The sequence below is a fragment of the Bacteroides sp. AM41-16 genome (assembly GCF_003603495.1).
GTDB classification, from domain to species: domain Bacteria; phylum Bacteroidota; class Bacteroidia; order Bacteroidales; family Bacteroidaceae; genus Bacteroides; species Bacteroides uniformis.
Genome location: NZ_QTNE01000001.1, coordinates 15,082 through 31,376, shown reverse-complemented (window position 1 = coordinate 31,376; position 16,295 = coordinate 15,082). Strand labels below are relative to the sequence as shown.

Below are 16,295 nucleotides of genomic sequence, written 5' to 3'. Positions count from 1 at the left end.
CTTTGTTATATAATTCGATGTCTTTCATGTCCTTCCACATAGATGGCACTGAACGGACGGGCCGGACAAAGATTCTCACATGCCCCGCAGCCGATACAACGCTCTACATTGATTACCGGAATCTTTGGAGAATCCTTGTCTTCAGGTATACTCGGCACCATTTGTATGGCTCCCGTCGGACAATGGCGTGCACAGTTGCCACACTGCACACCATCCGTCAGTGGTATGCAATTTTTCTTTACCCACACGGCATGCCCTATCTGAACGGATGATTTATCAGCTTTGGTTATCGGACGGATAGCCCCTGCAGGACATACCTCCGAACATTTTGTACATTCCGGTCTGCAATAGCCGCGTTCGTATGACATTTCCGGTTGCATCAATTTCCTTAAGTCTGCAGAAGGACGAAGAACCTGATTGGGACATGCCGACACACAGAGCTGGCAGGCCGTGCAGTGTTGCGCCATATTGCGGGCACTCAATGAGCCGGGAGGAGTGAGGGGAGTGCTTCGCTCAGGAATCTTCTTATCTTCAATGGCTGCCAGTCCTCCGTCTACTTTCTTTTCCTGCGCTTTTAAAACAGAAGTGGCTGCAACCAGAGCCGTTGCTGTGAAAAAACTGCGGCGGGTTTCGTTTATCTGTTCCGAATCTGCCTTGCCCGCAGCAGGTTTACCGAAAGGATGATACTTGTAGGAAATGGCTCCATGCTTGCACTTCTCAATGCAGTTCATGCAAACCACACACCGGCTTGCATCAATCTGATGCTCCTTAAAGTTGATGCAGGCTGCCTTGCAGTTGCGTGAACAAAGACTGCATTGGTTGCACTTTTCCGAATCTATTGTGATGCGGAAAAGCGAATAACGTGAAAGGAAGCCCAAGACCGTTCCTACCGGGCAAATCGTATTACAATAGGTTCGTCCGTTGCGTCCGGCCAGAACAACAAGCACAGCCAAAGTAGCGGCAGCAATAATAAAAGTCGGCAGGCTCTTCAACCATACATCCGTTTCATAAAAGGCATAACTGTCTGCCCGTTCAGCCAGATAAGCAAGCAGATTGTTGCCCCATTGCCATATAGGTTGAAAAAGATTATTGGCAATACGTCCGTATGCACTATAGGGTGCAAGTAGAGCAGCCAATGAACCAATTCCGGCAATCAAAGCAATGATAAACACACCCAATACGCCATAGCGTAGCCAAGATAAGGCCGGAGAATAAGAGTAAGGAAGCTTCCTGCGTTTTTTAGGTTGCCGGCCCAGCCATGCCAGTATATCCTGAAATACCCCTAAGGGGCAAATCACAGAACAATAGATACGCCCGCATACCAAAGTGAGAATTACAAGAAACAATATCACTCCCACATTTAGCGCCAATACAGCCGGCAAAAACTGGATTTTGGCCAACCAGCCGAACCACCCATGCAACGTTCCCGTAAAATCAAGGAACAACAAGGTGATGAGTACAAAGCAAATCATTGCAAAAGTCAGTCTAATCTTCCGTAACATGATAATCCTTTATTTTGAGTTCCTAAACTATATCAGCGATATGAGTACAAAACAACTGCCGAAATAGTGAAATTTTATTTATGCAAAAATACATAAAAAAAGAAAGGTATCATCATTCAATGGAATTAAAAACGAAAGAAAGAAGGACAAATACAAAATGCTCCCATTTGCAGTATTAATTAAGTTCCCCTCCTCGTTACGGCCGGATAAAAGCCAATCTCTTATTTTCTTCTGCAAACAGAATAGCCGTATTGACTAATGCCAAATGCGAATAAGCTTGTGGAAAATTCCCCAGTTGTTCCTTCGTATTAAAATCAATATCCTCACTGAATAACCCCAAATGATTGGAATATGTCAGAACATCATCAAACAAACAACGGGCTTCTTCCTTTTCTCCGATAACAAAAAGCGCACGTATCAGCCAAAAAGTGCAAATGGTAAAAGCCGAAGAAGGAAGCCCGAAATCATCTTCGCTGTTATACCGGTACATCAATCCCTTATGCAAAAGAGCTTTTTTCACAGCCTTCACTGTCTTATGGTATCGGATATCGTCTGCTGCAATAAAACCGTAAGGTTCCATCAACAGCAAAGAGGAATCCATTGCCATATTATCATAAGTCTGCGAGAAACTTTGAAGTTCTTCCTTCCATCCATATGTCATTACATCCTGCCATACCTTGTCAGCTTCCTTTTGCCAACGTTCACTATAACCGTATTTATTGAGCATGGAAGCTATCTTTGCACCACGGTCCAAAGCCACCCAACACATCACTTTGGATGAAACAAAATGGCGGCTTTCTCCTCTGATTTCCCATATCCCCTTATCTGGTTTCTTCCAATCTTCCATTACCGTGGAAAGAATGCTCTTTACCATTTCCCACATATCCTCTATTTCGTCTAATGTACCGGGCATCAGCCGATAGTACTGGTAAATCAAATCCATCAGATAACCGAACGAGTCATTCTGCTTTTGATGGTAAGCATCATTACCTATCCGTACTGGTTTGGAATTCTTATATCCGGACAAATGCTCCAGAATAATCTCGGTCAGCTGCCTTTCTCCCCGAATGCCGTACATTATCTGATAGGATTCGTGCTTGGATACGAAAGTGGACTGTATGAACTTCATAAAACGTCTTGCTGCTCCTATATGGCCTATCTGGAACAAAGTTTCGATAGACATGGAGGCATCCCTCAACCAACAGAACCGATAATCCCAATTACGTACTTCGCCGACGGATTCGGGCAAACTGGTAGTAAGGGCGGCCAGTACGGCTCCGTTATAGTAAGACATCAGTTTCAAAACCAGCATGCTTCTTTCTATCACATCATTATAGAGAGAATATTTCTTAGTACGGTTGGTCCAATTAAGCCAATAAACCAAAGTACGGCAATATTCAATTTTTTCCCGTTCAATGTCCACCGGAATGACCTTTTCATTGTATGACAAAAGAAAGAACTCATCTTTTTCCAATATAATTTCTTTTTTCTGTTCGATGTTCTGCAAAGGAAGGGAAGAATACAAATATTGTCTATCTTTATTATCAGAAGAACAATAGCTTTCTATAAATTCAGAAGTGACATTATGAATCACTTTACCTTGCGCATAATTGGGAGCAGGGACATAGTTTACTTTGAAACGGGGCTTACCTTTTATCCACCTCACATATCGATACAATTCTGCCGGAAGATAATGGGCATTTTCGTAGGAACGGTAATAAGGCATGTAATCAAGTACGACAAATTCTCCCTCTTTCGAAGAAAAAGAAGTAGACAATATGTTAGTGTGAGGAACGTAAGATTGTGAGATATGATAGTCTTCTGTAACGTCAAATCCAAAACTTCCTCCTCTTTCCCGATCAAGTAGTGATGCAAAGATAGACGGAGAATCAAAATCGGGAAAACACAACCAGTCTATGCTGCCTTTTTCGGATATAAGTGCGGCAGTCCGACAATTGCCTACTACCCCATAATTTAAATTACTCATTTTTACTATTTTGTTTTTAACAAGTCTCTGAAAAAATCGAATATCCCTTTCAAGCTCGTTTTGACATTCTCGCCAATGGGTTGTTTCATGTCTTTCTTGTTCGCCAGAATTTGAAGAAAAGGCAGGACTTCCGTTTGTGATGGCATATTATAGCTTGCTGCCTCCGACACATATCCCACCTTGATTGTCACTGCATTCACCGGCAAAGCTTTGAACATATCTTCATCCGTAGTATCATCTCCCATAGCTATGATAAAGTCATAATGTTTCTTTTCCAACTGGCGTCTCACTTCGGAACCTTTATTATAATCGGGAGACTTAATCTCCACTACTTTATCTCCTTGTATGATTTGCAGCTTTTGCTGTATACAGATGTTAACCAGCACATTGATAAGTTGCTGTGCCCGCAAAGCTCCTAACCATGCATCACTTTCCCGGTAATGCCATGCCAAAGCCGTTTCCTTGACTTCAAGGTGGGAACGAGGCGTCTTTTCGACAAAAAGCTTCAAGATGGACACCAATCCGGAACTCCATTCCGCTTTGTTTATGTTTTTGTGCCAGATGCCATTTTCCTTATAGAAAGCGCCATGTTCCGCAGCCATTGCAATAGGTAAATTTCCCAACCATTTTTCTAAAGTAAAATGGTCGCGACCACTATTCACAACAACATGGTTGGCCGGGTCGGAAACCAGCTTCTGCAATGTGGCAATGAGTTCAGGGGTGGGTTTAGCATTTTCCGGTCGTGTCTTGAGCGACGCCAACGTTCCGTCATAATCCAGCAAGATAAGCCGTTGCTTAGCCTGGTTATATTTCATTTTGATGGCACCAATAATACCGGCGGATATCCTTTTCTTACGAAGCTGTTCATTCTTACGGCACGTATCGCTCCATTCACTTACAAAATCTGCCGCCCACTTATTAACCGTTTGTACGGAAATAATTTTCTGCATGTGTTGCAAGCGTTTCAGTTGTTCCTGTTCGGGCATCTCCAAAGCCCGACAAATGGCCTGCTTTATCTCCTCAGTGTCATTGGGGTTAATCAACAATGCATCCGTCATCTCAATAGCTGCACCTGCCATTTCACTCAAAATCAAAACACCCGGATTATTATTTTTCGAGGCTACATATTCCTTGGCAACCAAATTCATGCCATCACGAAGTGGAGTTACCAAAGCTACATCAGCTATATAGTACATTGCCACCAGTTCTTCAAATGAAAAACCGTGATAGAAATAGCAAACCGGAGTCCAGTCCATCGTAGAATACTGTCCGTTTATAGAACCTATTTCTTCGTCAATCTTGGTTTTTAGCTCAGCATAACTATCTACATGGTCACGTGATGGAACAATGACCATTGCCAATGTAACTTTTCCACAATATTCAGGATGACATTCTAAAAAGGCAGCAAATCCCCATAAACGGTGCAGAATGCCTTTGCTATAATCCAAGCGGTCTACAGAAAGAATCAACTTATGATTCCCGAAAAATTTCCGTGTACGGTCTATCGCCCGCCGTACTTCCGGTCTGGAAGAAGCATTGTGATACAGTCCGTAGTTGATTCCCATAGGAAGAGCATCGATCCTAACTACTCTATTCCCGAGTTGTGCTTCGTCCAGTTTAAAGTCAATACGCAATACCCGTTCGACAGCACTGATAAAATGCCGCATATAGTCATGAGTATGGAAAGCTATAAAGTCAGCACCCAATAATCCTTTCAGGATTTCTGCACGCTCCGGTAATATCCGGAAAAGTTCATAGGAAGGGAAAGGGATATGATGGAAATATCCGATATTCAAATCCGGGTAAACCTTCCGAAGCATTCCGGGAAGCAGCATTAGCTGATAGTCTTGAATCCACACCTTGTCACCTGGACGTATCACGCGGCAAATGGCATCGCAGAACAACTGGTTCACTTCCTGATACGATTGCCAGAAAGAGTTCCGATACAGCGTATAAACAAAAAAGTAGTGACATAATGGCCAAATAGTACTATTACTATAGCCTTCATAATAATTCTTTATCTGTATTTCGGACAAGAATACTGGGTGGAAATTTATTCCTTCCAATCTAGAAGTGATTTCCTCTTTACTTTCTTCGTTGTCAACGCATATTCCAGGCCATCCAATCCAATGTTTTTCGTAGGAAATCTGAAGTGAGTCCAAACCGGTAGCCAGTCCGCCTTCACTTCGTGAAAATACGAACGTTTCATCCTCTTTGGTAACCTTAACGGGTAATCTGTTTGATATAATATAAAGTTTCATGTATGAGTTAACACAAGAAATATGCCAATTCATACAATATTTTATTTATTGCTTAAAATCAGTATTTTAGAAAAAGATAAAGAGAAAAACAAACATTCAAAAATGAAAAAGAATGTTCCATTTCGATATGGTCCTACTATTACCAATTATCACTGAAAATGTCTTTCTTCACCAATGCTTCAATTCTTTGCTTATAGCAATTTATCCCTTCTGCTATATTTTTACTAGCTTCCGAGGTCCCCATTCCATAGACTACAAGAGGAGTTTGCCATATCATTCCAGCATGTACAGCACTTGCTTGATAAGGTCTTAACAACTCATCCACCGTAAAACGATTTCTTCCTCCGCTTCTATAAGCATCATGTTCAGAGCCGGCAGTAGTGACCACCATCAATGTCTTACCAGCCACAGCAGGAGTTTTTGCCAGATAAGTAAATACTTCATCCAACCATCTCTTCAATAAAGAAGGAGCCGACATCCAATAGAACGGAAACTGAAATACAAGCGCAGATGCATGCGATATGATAGTGCTCCATATCTCTGCATTAAAAGCATCTTCCATACGCATCTCATATAAATTGTATATGGCTACCTCTCCCATGTCACTAATAGCATCCATCAATGCCTTGTTAGCTCGCGACTCTTTTATATTGGGATGTGTCAGAAGAACTACTACTTGCTTTGAATCTTTATCCATATTGTTTTTCTTTTAGTTTAAAATCATTGATGTGTGTACAAATATACAAAATATAGATATACGAGTAGGAGGAAATAAAAGTTTTCTTCCTACTTTCATTTTCTGACATATATTTTCGAATGTGACGGAAGAGGCAGAAAGCGGGTGAGGGCAAAGGTATAAAAACAAACTTCTGAAGAATTTATTATGCGGACTAACGAAAAATAATGTATCATCCCCATATAGATTTACTAGTGATTCCGTATGAGGAGCTTATACCCATCAAAGCATGTTCTTGTTAAGACAAATTAAAAAAGGAACAACAGTAGTTGTTCCTTTTTTAAGTACACCCTCAGGGATTCGAACCCTGGACCCACTGATTAAGAGTCAGTTGCTCTACCAACTGAGCTAAGAGTGCATTCCTTATTTCTTGTTTGCGGGTGCAAAAGTAGTCCTTTTATTTTATTCGTGCAAACAAAACGGTGTATTTTTTGCGATGAAATGGGATTTTTTATTCAAACTCGTATAAATCAGAAGGAGTAGTACGCTTCAAAGCACACAACTGTACATCCTTTCCTACGATAATTCCTTTTTCCCTTAATTTCCATTCCACTGTTTTATATGCCAATTCAGGATGATTGTTGTCCTTGCTCAAATGACAAAGCCAAATATACTGTAAATGTTCCGTCATATTTTCCGAAAGAAATTCAGCAGTAGCAATATTACTCATGTGTCCGGTGCGGCTGGTAATCCGTTCTTTCAGGTATTGGGGGTAGGTACCCATGCGTAACATTTCCTCATCGTAGTTGGCTTCCAATATCAGATAATTGGCCTTTCTGATATATTCTGCGGCCGTAGGAGTAATTTCACCAAGGTCTGTAAGAAAGGCAAACACTTTTCCGTCTATCTCAATGCAATAGCCCACATTGTCCGTGCCATCATGAGGTACCTCGAAAGATTCGATATGAAAATCTTCCAACTGCATGGGTTGCTGCTTTTCCAGGTAACGGACAGACGAATATAACTTTTCTGTCATGCAATAGCTCCGGTTGATGCCCTCATGAATCCGGGCGGTTGTATAAATAGGAATATTCAGTTTTTCACCCAATCCGCCTACTGCTTTGATATGGTCCGCATGGTCGTGCGTAACAAATACCGCACGTATCATTTCCATGCTGATACCTGCTTCTTTCAGTCCTTTTTTTATCGTCCGTACTGCAATGCCGGCGTCGATGAGTATTCCATATTTTTCTGTGCCTATATAATAACAGTTGCCGCTGCTTCCACTGGCAAGGCTTATAAATTTTACTTTCATCCTAATCTCCTTAATTACAAAAAAGCCGTCGCTTTTAAAAAAAGTGACGGCAAATATACAAAAAGTATGCAATATATAAACCTTATGCCTTCTTCTTTTTGTCGATGAATTCGGTAGTTTTGGCAAAAACGAATAACGCTATCGCTGCAACCAATCCTATAGCAGCGAAATAATACCAGATATAATGTGCATTGACACTGGCTGCTTCCCACGCTTCGCGGGTTTCAAACAAGACTGGATCAGGACAATATTTTGTCAGAAGTACCCCCGCAATACCGAACCCGAAAATAGAAGAGAGGAATGAATGAAGATGACTGAAACCGAGGTACATACCTTCTTCGCCCTTGGGGGCCTGCAAAGAGAAGTACTCCAGATAACGCGGTGAGATAAAACATTCTGCCAAAGCTTGCACAACAATGCCAAGCACCATCATCAAAGTAATATTGCTCATGCCGGAAATAATATCGTTGCCCAGCAAATTACCGCATGCCATCAGCAATGCCGATACCGGAATAAGAAACATGCCTATATTCATAGAAGTAATAGCTGTGCGCTTTGCCATCCACCGGGTGATAAAACTTACACAGCAAACCACTACAAACGGGTTTACATTGGCTATCCACCCCGGTTTGGCTGTTTCACCCGCCATACGGATGACATATTTGGGCATAGTTGCATAGAGCTGTTGCTGCACCATCCAAAAGCCGGTTACGATGAGGATAAGAATCAACAAACGCCAATTAGTGATAATACGCAGAAAACCTTGTCCAATTTCACGCATGCTTTTCCCTTCACCTGCTGTATGTGCCGATTTATACAATAAGATGACAGCCAATAATGCCAGCACCGTCATGGCAGCCGAGAAGTAATTGATATAAATATAAGCTTGCTCACCGATAACATTCCGTAGAGGGTCGACCACCGTTTTTCCGGTAAAAGCTCCTATATTCACCATCATATAGAAGATGGAATAGCCGCGAGCACGGGTAGCCTCTGTTGTTTCCTTAGCCACCGATCCCGATATGATAGACTTGATGAACGAACCTCCTACCATGATAACAAACAATACGGGGACAATCATCCAGCGGTCATTACTATCCGGCAATCCTGAAAAACGGGTTGTCTCGCCATACTCCACCAGACCGGCTGCTTCCAGTAGGGTGGGAAGCAATCCCAAGCCCAAATACCCGATGGAAAGCAGTGAGAAAGCAATAATCATCGACTTTCGGAAACCTATCTTATCGGCATATGCGCCCGTAAAGATAGGCAACAAATAGAGCCCTCCCGAAAACAGACCGGAAATCATGCTTGACTCAAAATCATTGAAACCTAAAATATTGGAAAGATAAATGGTAAGAACAATAAATACAGCATAATATGCCATGCGTTCGAACAGTTCTACTGTACTGCTTACCCAAAAAGCTCTGCTGAAGCCTTTGGAAGCGGGTTGGGGTGATGTCATCATCCTTTTGTACGATTAAAATTTATGTATTAAATGAAAAAATAAGTGCAAAAATAGGAAATTAATATCGTGTTTGCAAGATATTAATTTTCTGCAAACACAATATTAATAAGTTGCAGACAAGATATTAACTTCCCATTTATCACTATTTATCTTTTCATTTATATAGAATACTCCGTATCTTTGGACGCTTTTATAAAACGACCATTCATGAAAGATAAAATCGAATTTATAGCTTTTGACGCTGATGACACACTGTGGGAAAGCGAACTTTATATTCAGGAGTTCGAGCACAAATTCTGTAACCTTTTAAGGCAATATCTGCCTGCTTCATCCATATCACAAAGGTTTTTTGAAACAGAAATGAAGAATCTGCATATGTATGGCTATGGGCTGAAGAGCATAATGCTCAGTATGACTGAAACCATCTGCAAAGTGACAGACGGAAACGGGAATATGCATCTTATAGAAGAAGTAATAGGATGGGGACAAGAGCTTCTGCAGAAACCGGTTACACTACTGGAAGGCGTGAAGGAGACCATATCGTCACTTCATGGGAAATATAAATTGGTGTTGGCCACTAAGGGGGACTTGTTCGACCAGAAAAGAAAAATAGAGGCTTCCGGACTGCGAGAATATTTCCATCATATCGAAATTATGAGTGACAAGAAAATCGATGATTACCAGAGGCTGATTGATACATTGGGCTGTCCGCCTGAAAAACTCCTGATGATAGGTAATTCTGTAAAATCAGACATACTTCCGGTATTGGAACTTGGGGGATACGCTGCCCATGTACCATACCACGTGACTTGGGCATACGAGCAACATGAAGGGGAAATACGACATCCCAATTTTATACGATTGGATAGTATCAAAGAAATATTAGATAAGCTATAAGTTATGGGTGAAACTGCATAACTTATAGCTTACTATTGCTTTTTAGAATTGGAAGAAATTCTTAGCGTTATAATAGCTGATATCTTCAATCATCTGGTTTACGCGTTCCATCTCGGAAATAGGAATTTCACCATTTTCTACATCACGGCCTACAAGATTACACAATGTACGGCGGAAATATTCATGGCGCGGATAGGAGAGGAAGGAACGGGAATCGGTCAGCATACCAACAAATCGGCTCAATAAGCTCAGTACAGAAAGGGCATTCATCTGCTTTTCCATACCATCCTTCTGGTCAAGGAACCACCAACCGGAACCGAATTGAATCTTACCGGCAACCGTACCATCCTGGAAGTTACCCAGCATAGTAGCAATGACTTCGTTGGCGCATGGATTCAAATTATAAAGAATAGTCTTGGTCAGCTTACCATTGGAGTTTAAGCGGTCGAGAAATTTAGCCATAGCTTTTGCTGTAGTAAATTCGCCAATGGAATCAAAACCGGTATCAGGACCTAACAGTTTGAACATCTTACTATTGTTGTTGCGAATAGCACCATAATGGAACTGTTGTGTCCAACCTTTCTCCCAATCCATTTCGCCGAACACAACCAGCATGGCCGACTTGAATTTCAGAATTTCCTCCTTCGTCAATCCAGTACCGCCATATACCTTGTTAAAGATAGCCTTAACTTCCGCTCCTGTATAATCCTCGGCATAGAATTCTTCAATTCCGTGGTCAGACAGTTTACATCCTTGTTCCGCGAAAAAATCGTGACGCTTACGCAAGGCAGCAACCATATCGTCAAAGCTGGAAATAGCCACATCGCTCACTTCGGCCAACTTTTCTACATATGCGCGAAAATCGGCAGGAATTTCCACCGCCATTGCTTTATCCGGACGCCAAGTAGGCAACATCTTGATTTCAAAGCCGCTCTCACGTGTCTTGATATGATATTCCAAGGAATCAATAGGATCATCTGTAGTACAAACCACTTCCACGTGATAACGGCGCATCATGCCACGGGCGGAATATTCAGGCTGTTTCAGCTTCTCATTACATTCATCATAAATTTCACGGGCCGTATGAGGATTGAGAATTTTATCGATTCCAAAAGCGGTCTTCAATTCAAGGTGGGTCCAGTGGTACAACGGATTACGGAAAGTATAAGGTACCGTTTCGGCCCACTTTTCAAACTTTTCCCAATCTGTAGTATCCTTACCGGTACAGAAACGTTCGTCCACACCATTGGTACGCATGGCACGCCACTTGTAGTGGTCACCTCCCAACCAAATCTCAGTCAGTGACTTAAACTGATAGTCTTCCGCCACCATTTGAGGAATCAAGTGACAATGATAGTCGATAATCGGCATTTTAGCCGCATGCTCGTGGTACAACTTCTGTGATGTTTCCGTTTGCAACAGAAAGTTTCCGTCCATAAAGTTTTTCATCTTCTTGTGTTTTAAGTATCTAAAAATATTACTTTCTATTTATTACACCTATATAGTATTGATTGTAAAGCTAATAGATCGTATAATTGTTTTTAGTTTTATTAACCGTTATCGAACACAAAAGTAGAAATTTTACTTGGAGAAACAAAATAATTCGTATCTTTGCGGCGAATATTTATAATATTTAAGCTTCAGACGTCTCACCTTTACCGCCTTAGGCAGCATACCTCAAGATGGAAAACAAGAACTATACCATTAAAGACATAGCACGCATGGCCGGCGTCTCTGCCGGCACTGTAGACCGCGTACTGCACAACCGCGGAGACGTATCCGTTTCCAGTAGGGAAAAAGTCCAGAAAGTACTCGACGAGATAGATTATCATCCCAATATGTTTGCCATCGGGCTGGCGGCTAAAAAGCGCTATCATATTGTCTGCATTATACCTTATTATATAGAACATGATTATTGGCATGCTGTAGCAGCGGGAATTGACCGTGCCGCACAAGAATTACGGCCGTTCAATGTTGGGGTTAGCTATCTGTACTATCGGCATGCGGACAAATCCTCCTATAAAGAAGCATGTGCTGTGCTCCGGGAGGAAAATGCCGACGCCGTACTTGTTGCCCCGAATTTCCGAGAGGAGACCATAAAACTCACTACTTATTTGGAGGAAGCGGATATTCCCTATGCATTCATAGACTTCAATATTGAACAGACGCATGCCTTGTGTTATATCGGACAAGATTCCAAAACCAGCGGATACATTGCTGCCAAGATTCTGATGCGTAGCTATGAAAAAGGGCAGGAGCTTGTGTTATTCCTGAGCAATCAGAAAAACAATCCGGCAGAAATCCAGATGCAACGCCGCCTCGAGGGGTTCATGCAATACCTTTCCGAGGAACATAAGGATTTGACTATCCATGACATTGTGTTGCACAAGGAAGATACTGACGGCAACAGACGGATGTTGGATGCTTTTTTTAAAGAACATCCCCAAGCCGTACTGGGAGCTGTTTTTAATTCCCGTGTTTATCAGGTGGCAAATTATCTGCACGAAAAGGGGCAGAAGCTGGCAGGACTTGTGGGATATGACCTTTTACACAAAAATACAGAGTTCCTGAAAACCGGTGAAGTAACCTTTCTCATCGGTCAACGCCCAGGCCTGCAAGGCTATTGTGGCGTGAAGACTTTATGCAACCACGTGGTATTTAAAAGACCGGTCACTGCAGTGAAATACATGCCCATCGACATATTGATGAAGGAAAACATAGACTTTTACTTTGAGTTTGAATAATCAAAAAATTACATATCAACCATTTAAATCATTTTTTAAATGAAAGCATTAAACAAAGAAACTGCTCCCAAAGCACAACGCCCGGAACGCATTATCCAGTTTGGCGAAGGTAATTTCCTTCGCGCATTTGTGGATTGGATTATTTATAACATGAATCAAAAGACCGATTTTAACAGCAATGTGGTAGTAGTCCAACCCATCGATAAAGGTATGGTTGACATGCTGAATGCCCAGGATGACCTTTATCATGTAAATCTGCAAGGTCTGGATAAAGGAGAAACCATCAACAGTCTGACTATGATAGATGTAATCAGCCGTGCCTTAAACCCCTATACTCAAAACGATGAGTTCATGAAATTGGCCGAACAACCGGAAATGCGTTTTGTCATTTCCAACACGACGGAAGCAGGTATAGCCTTTGACCCTGCTTGTAAGCTGACAGATACACCGGCGTCTTCTTATCCGGGCAAACTGACACAGCTGTTGTATCACCGCTTCAAGACATTCAACGGCGACAAGAGCAAAGGACTGATTATCTTCCCTTGCGAACTCATCTTCCTGAATGGCCACAAGTTGAAGGAGACAATCTATCAATACATTGAATTATGGCAATTGGGTGATGAGTTCAGAGCTTGGTTTGAGGAAGCCTGCGGTGTGTATGCAACACTGGTGGACCGTATCGTTCCAGGATTCCCCCACAAAGACATTGCCGCTATAAAAGAAAAGATACAGTACGATGACAATCTGGTAGTGCAGGCTGAAATTTTCCATTTATGGGTCATCGAGGCTCCGCAAGAAGTCGCCGAAGAATTCCCTGCCGACAAAGCCGGACTGAATGTATTGTTTGTTCCTTCCGAAAAACCTTACCACGAAAGAAAAGTAACCTTGCTGAATGGACCTCATACCGTATTGTCTCCAGTAGCCTATCTGTCGGAGGTAAATATTGTACGCGATGCCTGCCAGCATCCTATAATCGGACAATACATCCATAAAGTGATGTTTGACGAGCTGATGGAAACGTTGAACCTGCCGAAAAACGAATTGAAAAAGTTTGCAGAAGATGTATTGGAGCGCTTCAACAATCCGTTTGTTGACCATGCCGTAACCAGTATTATGCTGAACTCTTTCCCTAAATACCAAACCCGTGACCTTCCTGGCCTGAAAACCTACTTGAAACGTAAAGGAGAACTGCCGAAAGGTCTGGTATTGGGACTGGCTGCCATCATCACGTACTACAAAGGAGGTACCCGCGCAGACGGCACAGAAATCATCCCGAATGATGCTCCCGAAATCATGCAGTTATTGAAAGACCTTTGGGCAACGGGGGACACCCGCAAAGTGGCAGAAGGCGTATTGGCAGCCAAAGACCTTATCTGGGGGGAACACGGAGACTTGAATACCGTTCCAGGATTGACAGACATGATTACCTGCTTCTTAAAATCCATCCAAGAAAAAGGCATGCAGGAAACAGTAAAAGGTATTCTTTAATTCCTATGATTTTAAACAAGCAGACCGTACAAAAGGAGTTTTTATACGGTCTGCTTTATTTATACCACATTTGATGGGAAATAATTAAGTCACAGTTTTCTTTTTTGTCTAAAGGCTTTCCTGCTCTGCTGCCCGCAATATAAAAGTAGTGGCACCAATAGTTACAATGGCTCCATCCTCAATGCGAATACGGTCTTTGTCACCCAAAATTTCATTATTAAGGAAAGTTCCCGTCAGGCTGGGAGCATCGCGTAAGGTATAAATCAACACTCCCTGCTTATTACGCTTTACATTAATGATACAGTGACGCCGGTCCATACTCATATCCGAAGTCTCAATCGGCACATCGATAACATTCCCCACGCAACGCCGGCCTATGATATTGTCACCTTCTTGCAATGGAAGTACCTGCTTAAAACCAAACACGTTCTCAATGACCGTGATGCTGCCAAAAGCCTCTTTAAACTCCGCTTCATCCGGACGTTCTTCCTTTTGAGGGGCTTTCATCTTTGATTTACCTAAACGGATACTGAACTGCTTCTTACACTGGTCACATACAAAGACCAGTGATTGGCCTTCGGTATACTTGGTTTCATCGAATGTTAAGTAATTCTCACATTTGGGACAACGGATACGCTTCATGATAGTTAAAAATTAAAGAATTAAAAAATAAAGCAAGGGTAGATTACTTTCTACTTCTTTAATACCCAAGCGTTCTTATACGTTTCATTCTGGCGAACTCTGTTCAATGCCTGATATGCTTTTGTTTCTGTACCACAAGACTCAATGCTGACACGCATTTTACCATCTCCAACAATTGCTTTTGCATGAGGGTAACCTTTTTCAATCAGTTGCTTTGCCATTGCTTCGGCATCCTTCTCAGTACCTACACTGGCAATGATGACGTGGTATTTCTGTGTAGAGACAAGTGACGGGGCGACAGTCCCTGCTGTGGTCTTTTGAATTTCACTCTTTGTTGTTACAGATGTTGAAGAGGACACTTCTGCCGCCTGCTGCTTAGGCTGAGAAACAACCGGAGCATTCTGCGCGTTAGCTTGGCCCACCTTAACCTCTCTTACGGCAACCGGAACCACCTTTTTCTTTGCCTTCTGCCCCGTGTTTTTTTGAGCCGACGCTTTCGGAGTGTCGGCCTTCCGGCTAACAACAATCGGATTAATGGCAAGGGATTCCTTTTCTATCATCTCAAAAAGTTCATTCGGAAGTAATTGCGCATAATTTCCTTCAACCACTTCCGTATTCTCTATCGGTGTAGACAAAAAGAAAAACAAGGCAACCACTGCAATCATGGCAACCGCATTCGACAAATAGGAACGGTTGAATTTAATCTCAAACCTTCGCTTTTTGTCTTCCGGCACAACTGGAACAGAATAACGGATGGTCTTTTCCATGTACGGTTTCTTCAGTTCCGCCAGTTCCTGCATTTCAAAACTATCCAACCCATATAAGTAAGGAGTGGTTATCTTGTGGTCATAGGGAACAAAGTCATAAATACCATGAATGGAGTAACGCAATTCGCCAATGTTGGGCAAATCCACCTTACCTTCTTCATGGAGAGCAGTGAATATATGCGCCACTTCTTTTTCTACAATCCGCGTAGCATCAGAAAAATCAGTATCATAGACAGCCATATAGGATTGTACAAGTAAGCCGTCATTCATCTTCAGTTGAGGATTGAAACCGATAATACGGGTAGGGGGCAGAAAAACATTCTCTTCCGCTACTCTCATTGCCGGAGTATAATGAGCTACAAATCCTCCCAAACCGGGAACAATGACACAATCGTTCTCCAATAACAATACTTCTATGTGCTGTGCTAATTCAATCATGCTACAAAAGTAGCGGAAATATCGGATATACGCTAGTTTCAGAGCATTTTTCTTATCAACAAATTATGAACATTGCACATTGAAAATGTATTTGAAAAAGGTTTTTTGGCAAG

12 protein-coding genes and 1 tRNA gene are annotated in these 16,295 nt (G+C 42.1%); 3 read left to right on the top strand and 10 right to left on the bottom strand.

Translation table 11 applies throughout. The annotated features are described in order from the left end of the window. Positions 1-5 precede the first annotated feature (5 nt). The 7 genes from DW896_RS00135 to DW896_RS00105 form a co-directional block, all read right to left on the bottom strand. A complete protein-coding gene (locus DW896_RS00135; RefSeq protein ID WP_009038428.1) occupies positions 6-1,502 on the bottom strand; it encodes a 4Fe-4S binding protein in 1,497 nt (498 codons plus the stop codon). Positions 1,503-1,698: 196 nt separating this feature from the next. After that, on the bottom strand, positions 1,699-3,489 hold the full coding sequence (locus tag DW896_RS00130; RefSeq protein WP_009038427.1) for a glycoside hydrolase family 15 protein: 1,791 nt from the start codon (positions 3,487-3,489) through the stop codon (positions 1,699-1,701). A gap of 5 nt (positions 3,490-3,494) precedes the next feature. Beyond that, the gene (locus tag DW896_RS00125) at positions 3,495-5,750 is read right to left on the bottom strand and encodes a bifunctional alpha,alpha-trehalose-phosphate synthase (UDP-forming)/trehalose-phosphatase (protein WP_009038426.1); all 2,256 of its coding nucleotides are present in this window, start codon (positions 5,748-5,750) and stop codon (positions 3,495-3,497) included. 139 nt (positions 5,751-5,889) lie between these two features. Next, a complete protein-coding gene (locus DW896_RS00120; protein WP_005825500.1) occupies positions 5,890-6,447 on the bottom strand; it encodes an NAD(P)H-dependent oxidoreductase in 558 nt (185 codons plus the stop codon). Positions 6,448-6,771: 324 nt separating this feature from the next. Continuing rightward, positions 6,772-6,844, bottom strand: a tRNA-Lys gene (locus DW896_RS00115). 93 nt (positions 6,845-6,937) lie between these two features. Continuing rightward, positions 6,938-7,741, bottom strand: a complete 804-nt coding sequence (locus tag DW896_RS00110; protein WP_022402436.1) for an MBL fold metallo-hydrolase — start codon at positions 7,739-7,741, stop codon at positions 6,938-6,940. Positions 7,742-7,823: 82 nt separating this feature from the next. After that, positions 7,824-9,206: an MFS transporter gene (locus DW896_RS00105; protein WP_009038424.1), complete on the bottom strand. Its 1,383-nt coding sequence runs from the start codon at positions 9,204-9,206 to the stop codon at positions 7,824-7,826. 207 nt (positions 9,207-9,413) lie between these two features. On the opposite strand from DW896_RS00105, the gene DW896_RS00100 reads away from it, so the two are divergent. Beyond that, entirely contained in the window at positions 9,414-10,103 is a 690-nt protein-coding gene (locus DW896_RS00100; RefSeq protein ID WP_009038423.1) for an HAD family hydrolase, read from the top strand. Between the two features lie 42 nt (positions 10,104-10,145). On the opposite strand, the gene uxaC is transcribed toward DW896_RS00100, so the two are convergent. Continuing rightward, on the bottom strand, positions 10,146-11,552 hold the full coding sequence (gene uxaC / locus DW896_RS00095) for a glucuronate isomerase (protein WP_009038422.1): 1,407 nt from the start codon (positions 11,550-11,552) through the stop codon (positions 10,146-10,148). Between the two features lie 233 nt (positions 11,553-11,785). Between uxaC and DW896_RS00090 the strand changes: the two genes are divergently transcribed. Both DW896_RS00090 and DW896_RS00085 read left to right on the top strand, forming a co-directional pair. Further along, a complete protein-coding gene (locus DW896_RS00090; protein WP_119992643.1) occupies positions 11,786-12,847 on the top strand; it encodes a substrate-binding domain-containing protein in 1,062 nt (353 codons plus the stop codon). Positions 12,848-12,886: 39 nt separating this feature from the next. Beyond that, positions 12,887-14,335, top strand: coding sequence for a tagaturonate reductase (locus DW896_RS00085; RefSeq protein WP_008664577.1), 1,449 nt, complete (start codon positions 12,887-12,889; stop codon positions 14,333-14,335). 108 nt (positions 14,336-14,443) lie between these two features. Here DW896_RS00085 and DW896_RS00080 read toward each other — a convergent pair whose 3' ends face one another. Then, positions 14,444-14,977 (bottom strand): FHA domain-containing protein, encoded by a 534-nt coding sequence (locus DW896_RS00080; RefSeq protein ID WP_005825486.1) that lies wholly within the window; start codon positions 14,975-14,977, stop codon positions 14,444-14,446. 50 nt (positions 14,978-15,027) lie between these two features. Continuing rightward, positions 15,028-16,182 (bottom strand): SPOR domain-containing protein, encoded by a 1,155-nt coding sequence (locus tag DW896_RS00075; protein WP_008664574.1) that lies wholly within the window; start codon positions 16,180-16,182, stop codon positions 15,028-15,030. Between the last annotated feature and the right edge of the window lie 113 nt (positions 16,183-16,295).

Coding starts and splice junctions, on each gene's coding strand:
- DW896_RS00135 (WP_009038428.1), bottom strand. CDS start 1,502: ATGTTACGGAAGATTAGACTGACTTTTGCAATGATTTGCTTTGTACTC.
- DW896_RS00130 (WP_009038427.1), bottom strand. CDS start 3,489: ATGAGTAATTTAAATTATGGGGTAGTAGGCAATTGTCGGACTGCCGCA.
- DW896_RS00125 (WP_009038426.1), bottom strand. CDS start 5,750: ATGAAACTTTATATTATATCAAACAGATTACCCGTTAAGGTTACCAAA.
- DW896_RS00120 (WP_005825500.1), bottom strand. CDS start 6,447: ATGGATAAAGATTCAAAGCAAGTAGTAGTTCTTCTGACACATCCCAAT.
- DW896_RS00110 (WP_022402436.1), bottom strand. CDS start 7,741: ATGAAAGTAAAATTTATAAGCCTTGCCAGTGGAAGCAGCGGCAACTGT.
- DW896_RS00105 (WP_009038424.1), bottom strand. CDS start 9,206: ATGATGACATCACCCCAACCCGCTTCCAAAGGCTTCAGCAGAGCTTTT.
- DW896_RS00100 (WP_009038423.1), top strand. CDS start 9,414: ATGAAAGATAAAATCGAATTTATAGCTTTTGACGCTGATGACACACTG.
- uxaC (WP_009038422.1), bottom strand. CDS start 11,552: ATGAAAAACTTTATGGACGGAAACTTTCTGTTGCAAACGGAAACATCA.
- DW896_RS00090 (WP_119992643.1), top strand. CDS start 11,786: ATGGAAAACAAGAACTATACCATTAAAGACATAGCACGCATGGCCGGC.
- DW896_RS00085 (WP_008664577.1), top strand. CDS start 12,887: ATGAAAGCATTAAACAAAGAAACTGCTCCCAAAGCACAACGCCCGGAA.
- DW896_RS00080 (WP_005825486.1), bottom strand. CDS start 14,977: ATGAAGCGTATCCGTTGTCCCAAATGTGAGAATTACTTAACATTCGAT.
- DW896_RS00075 (WP_008664574.1), bottom strand. CDS start 16,182: ATGATTGAATTAGCACAGCACATAGAAGTATTGTTATTGGAGAACGAT.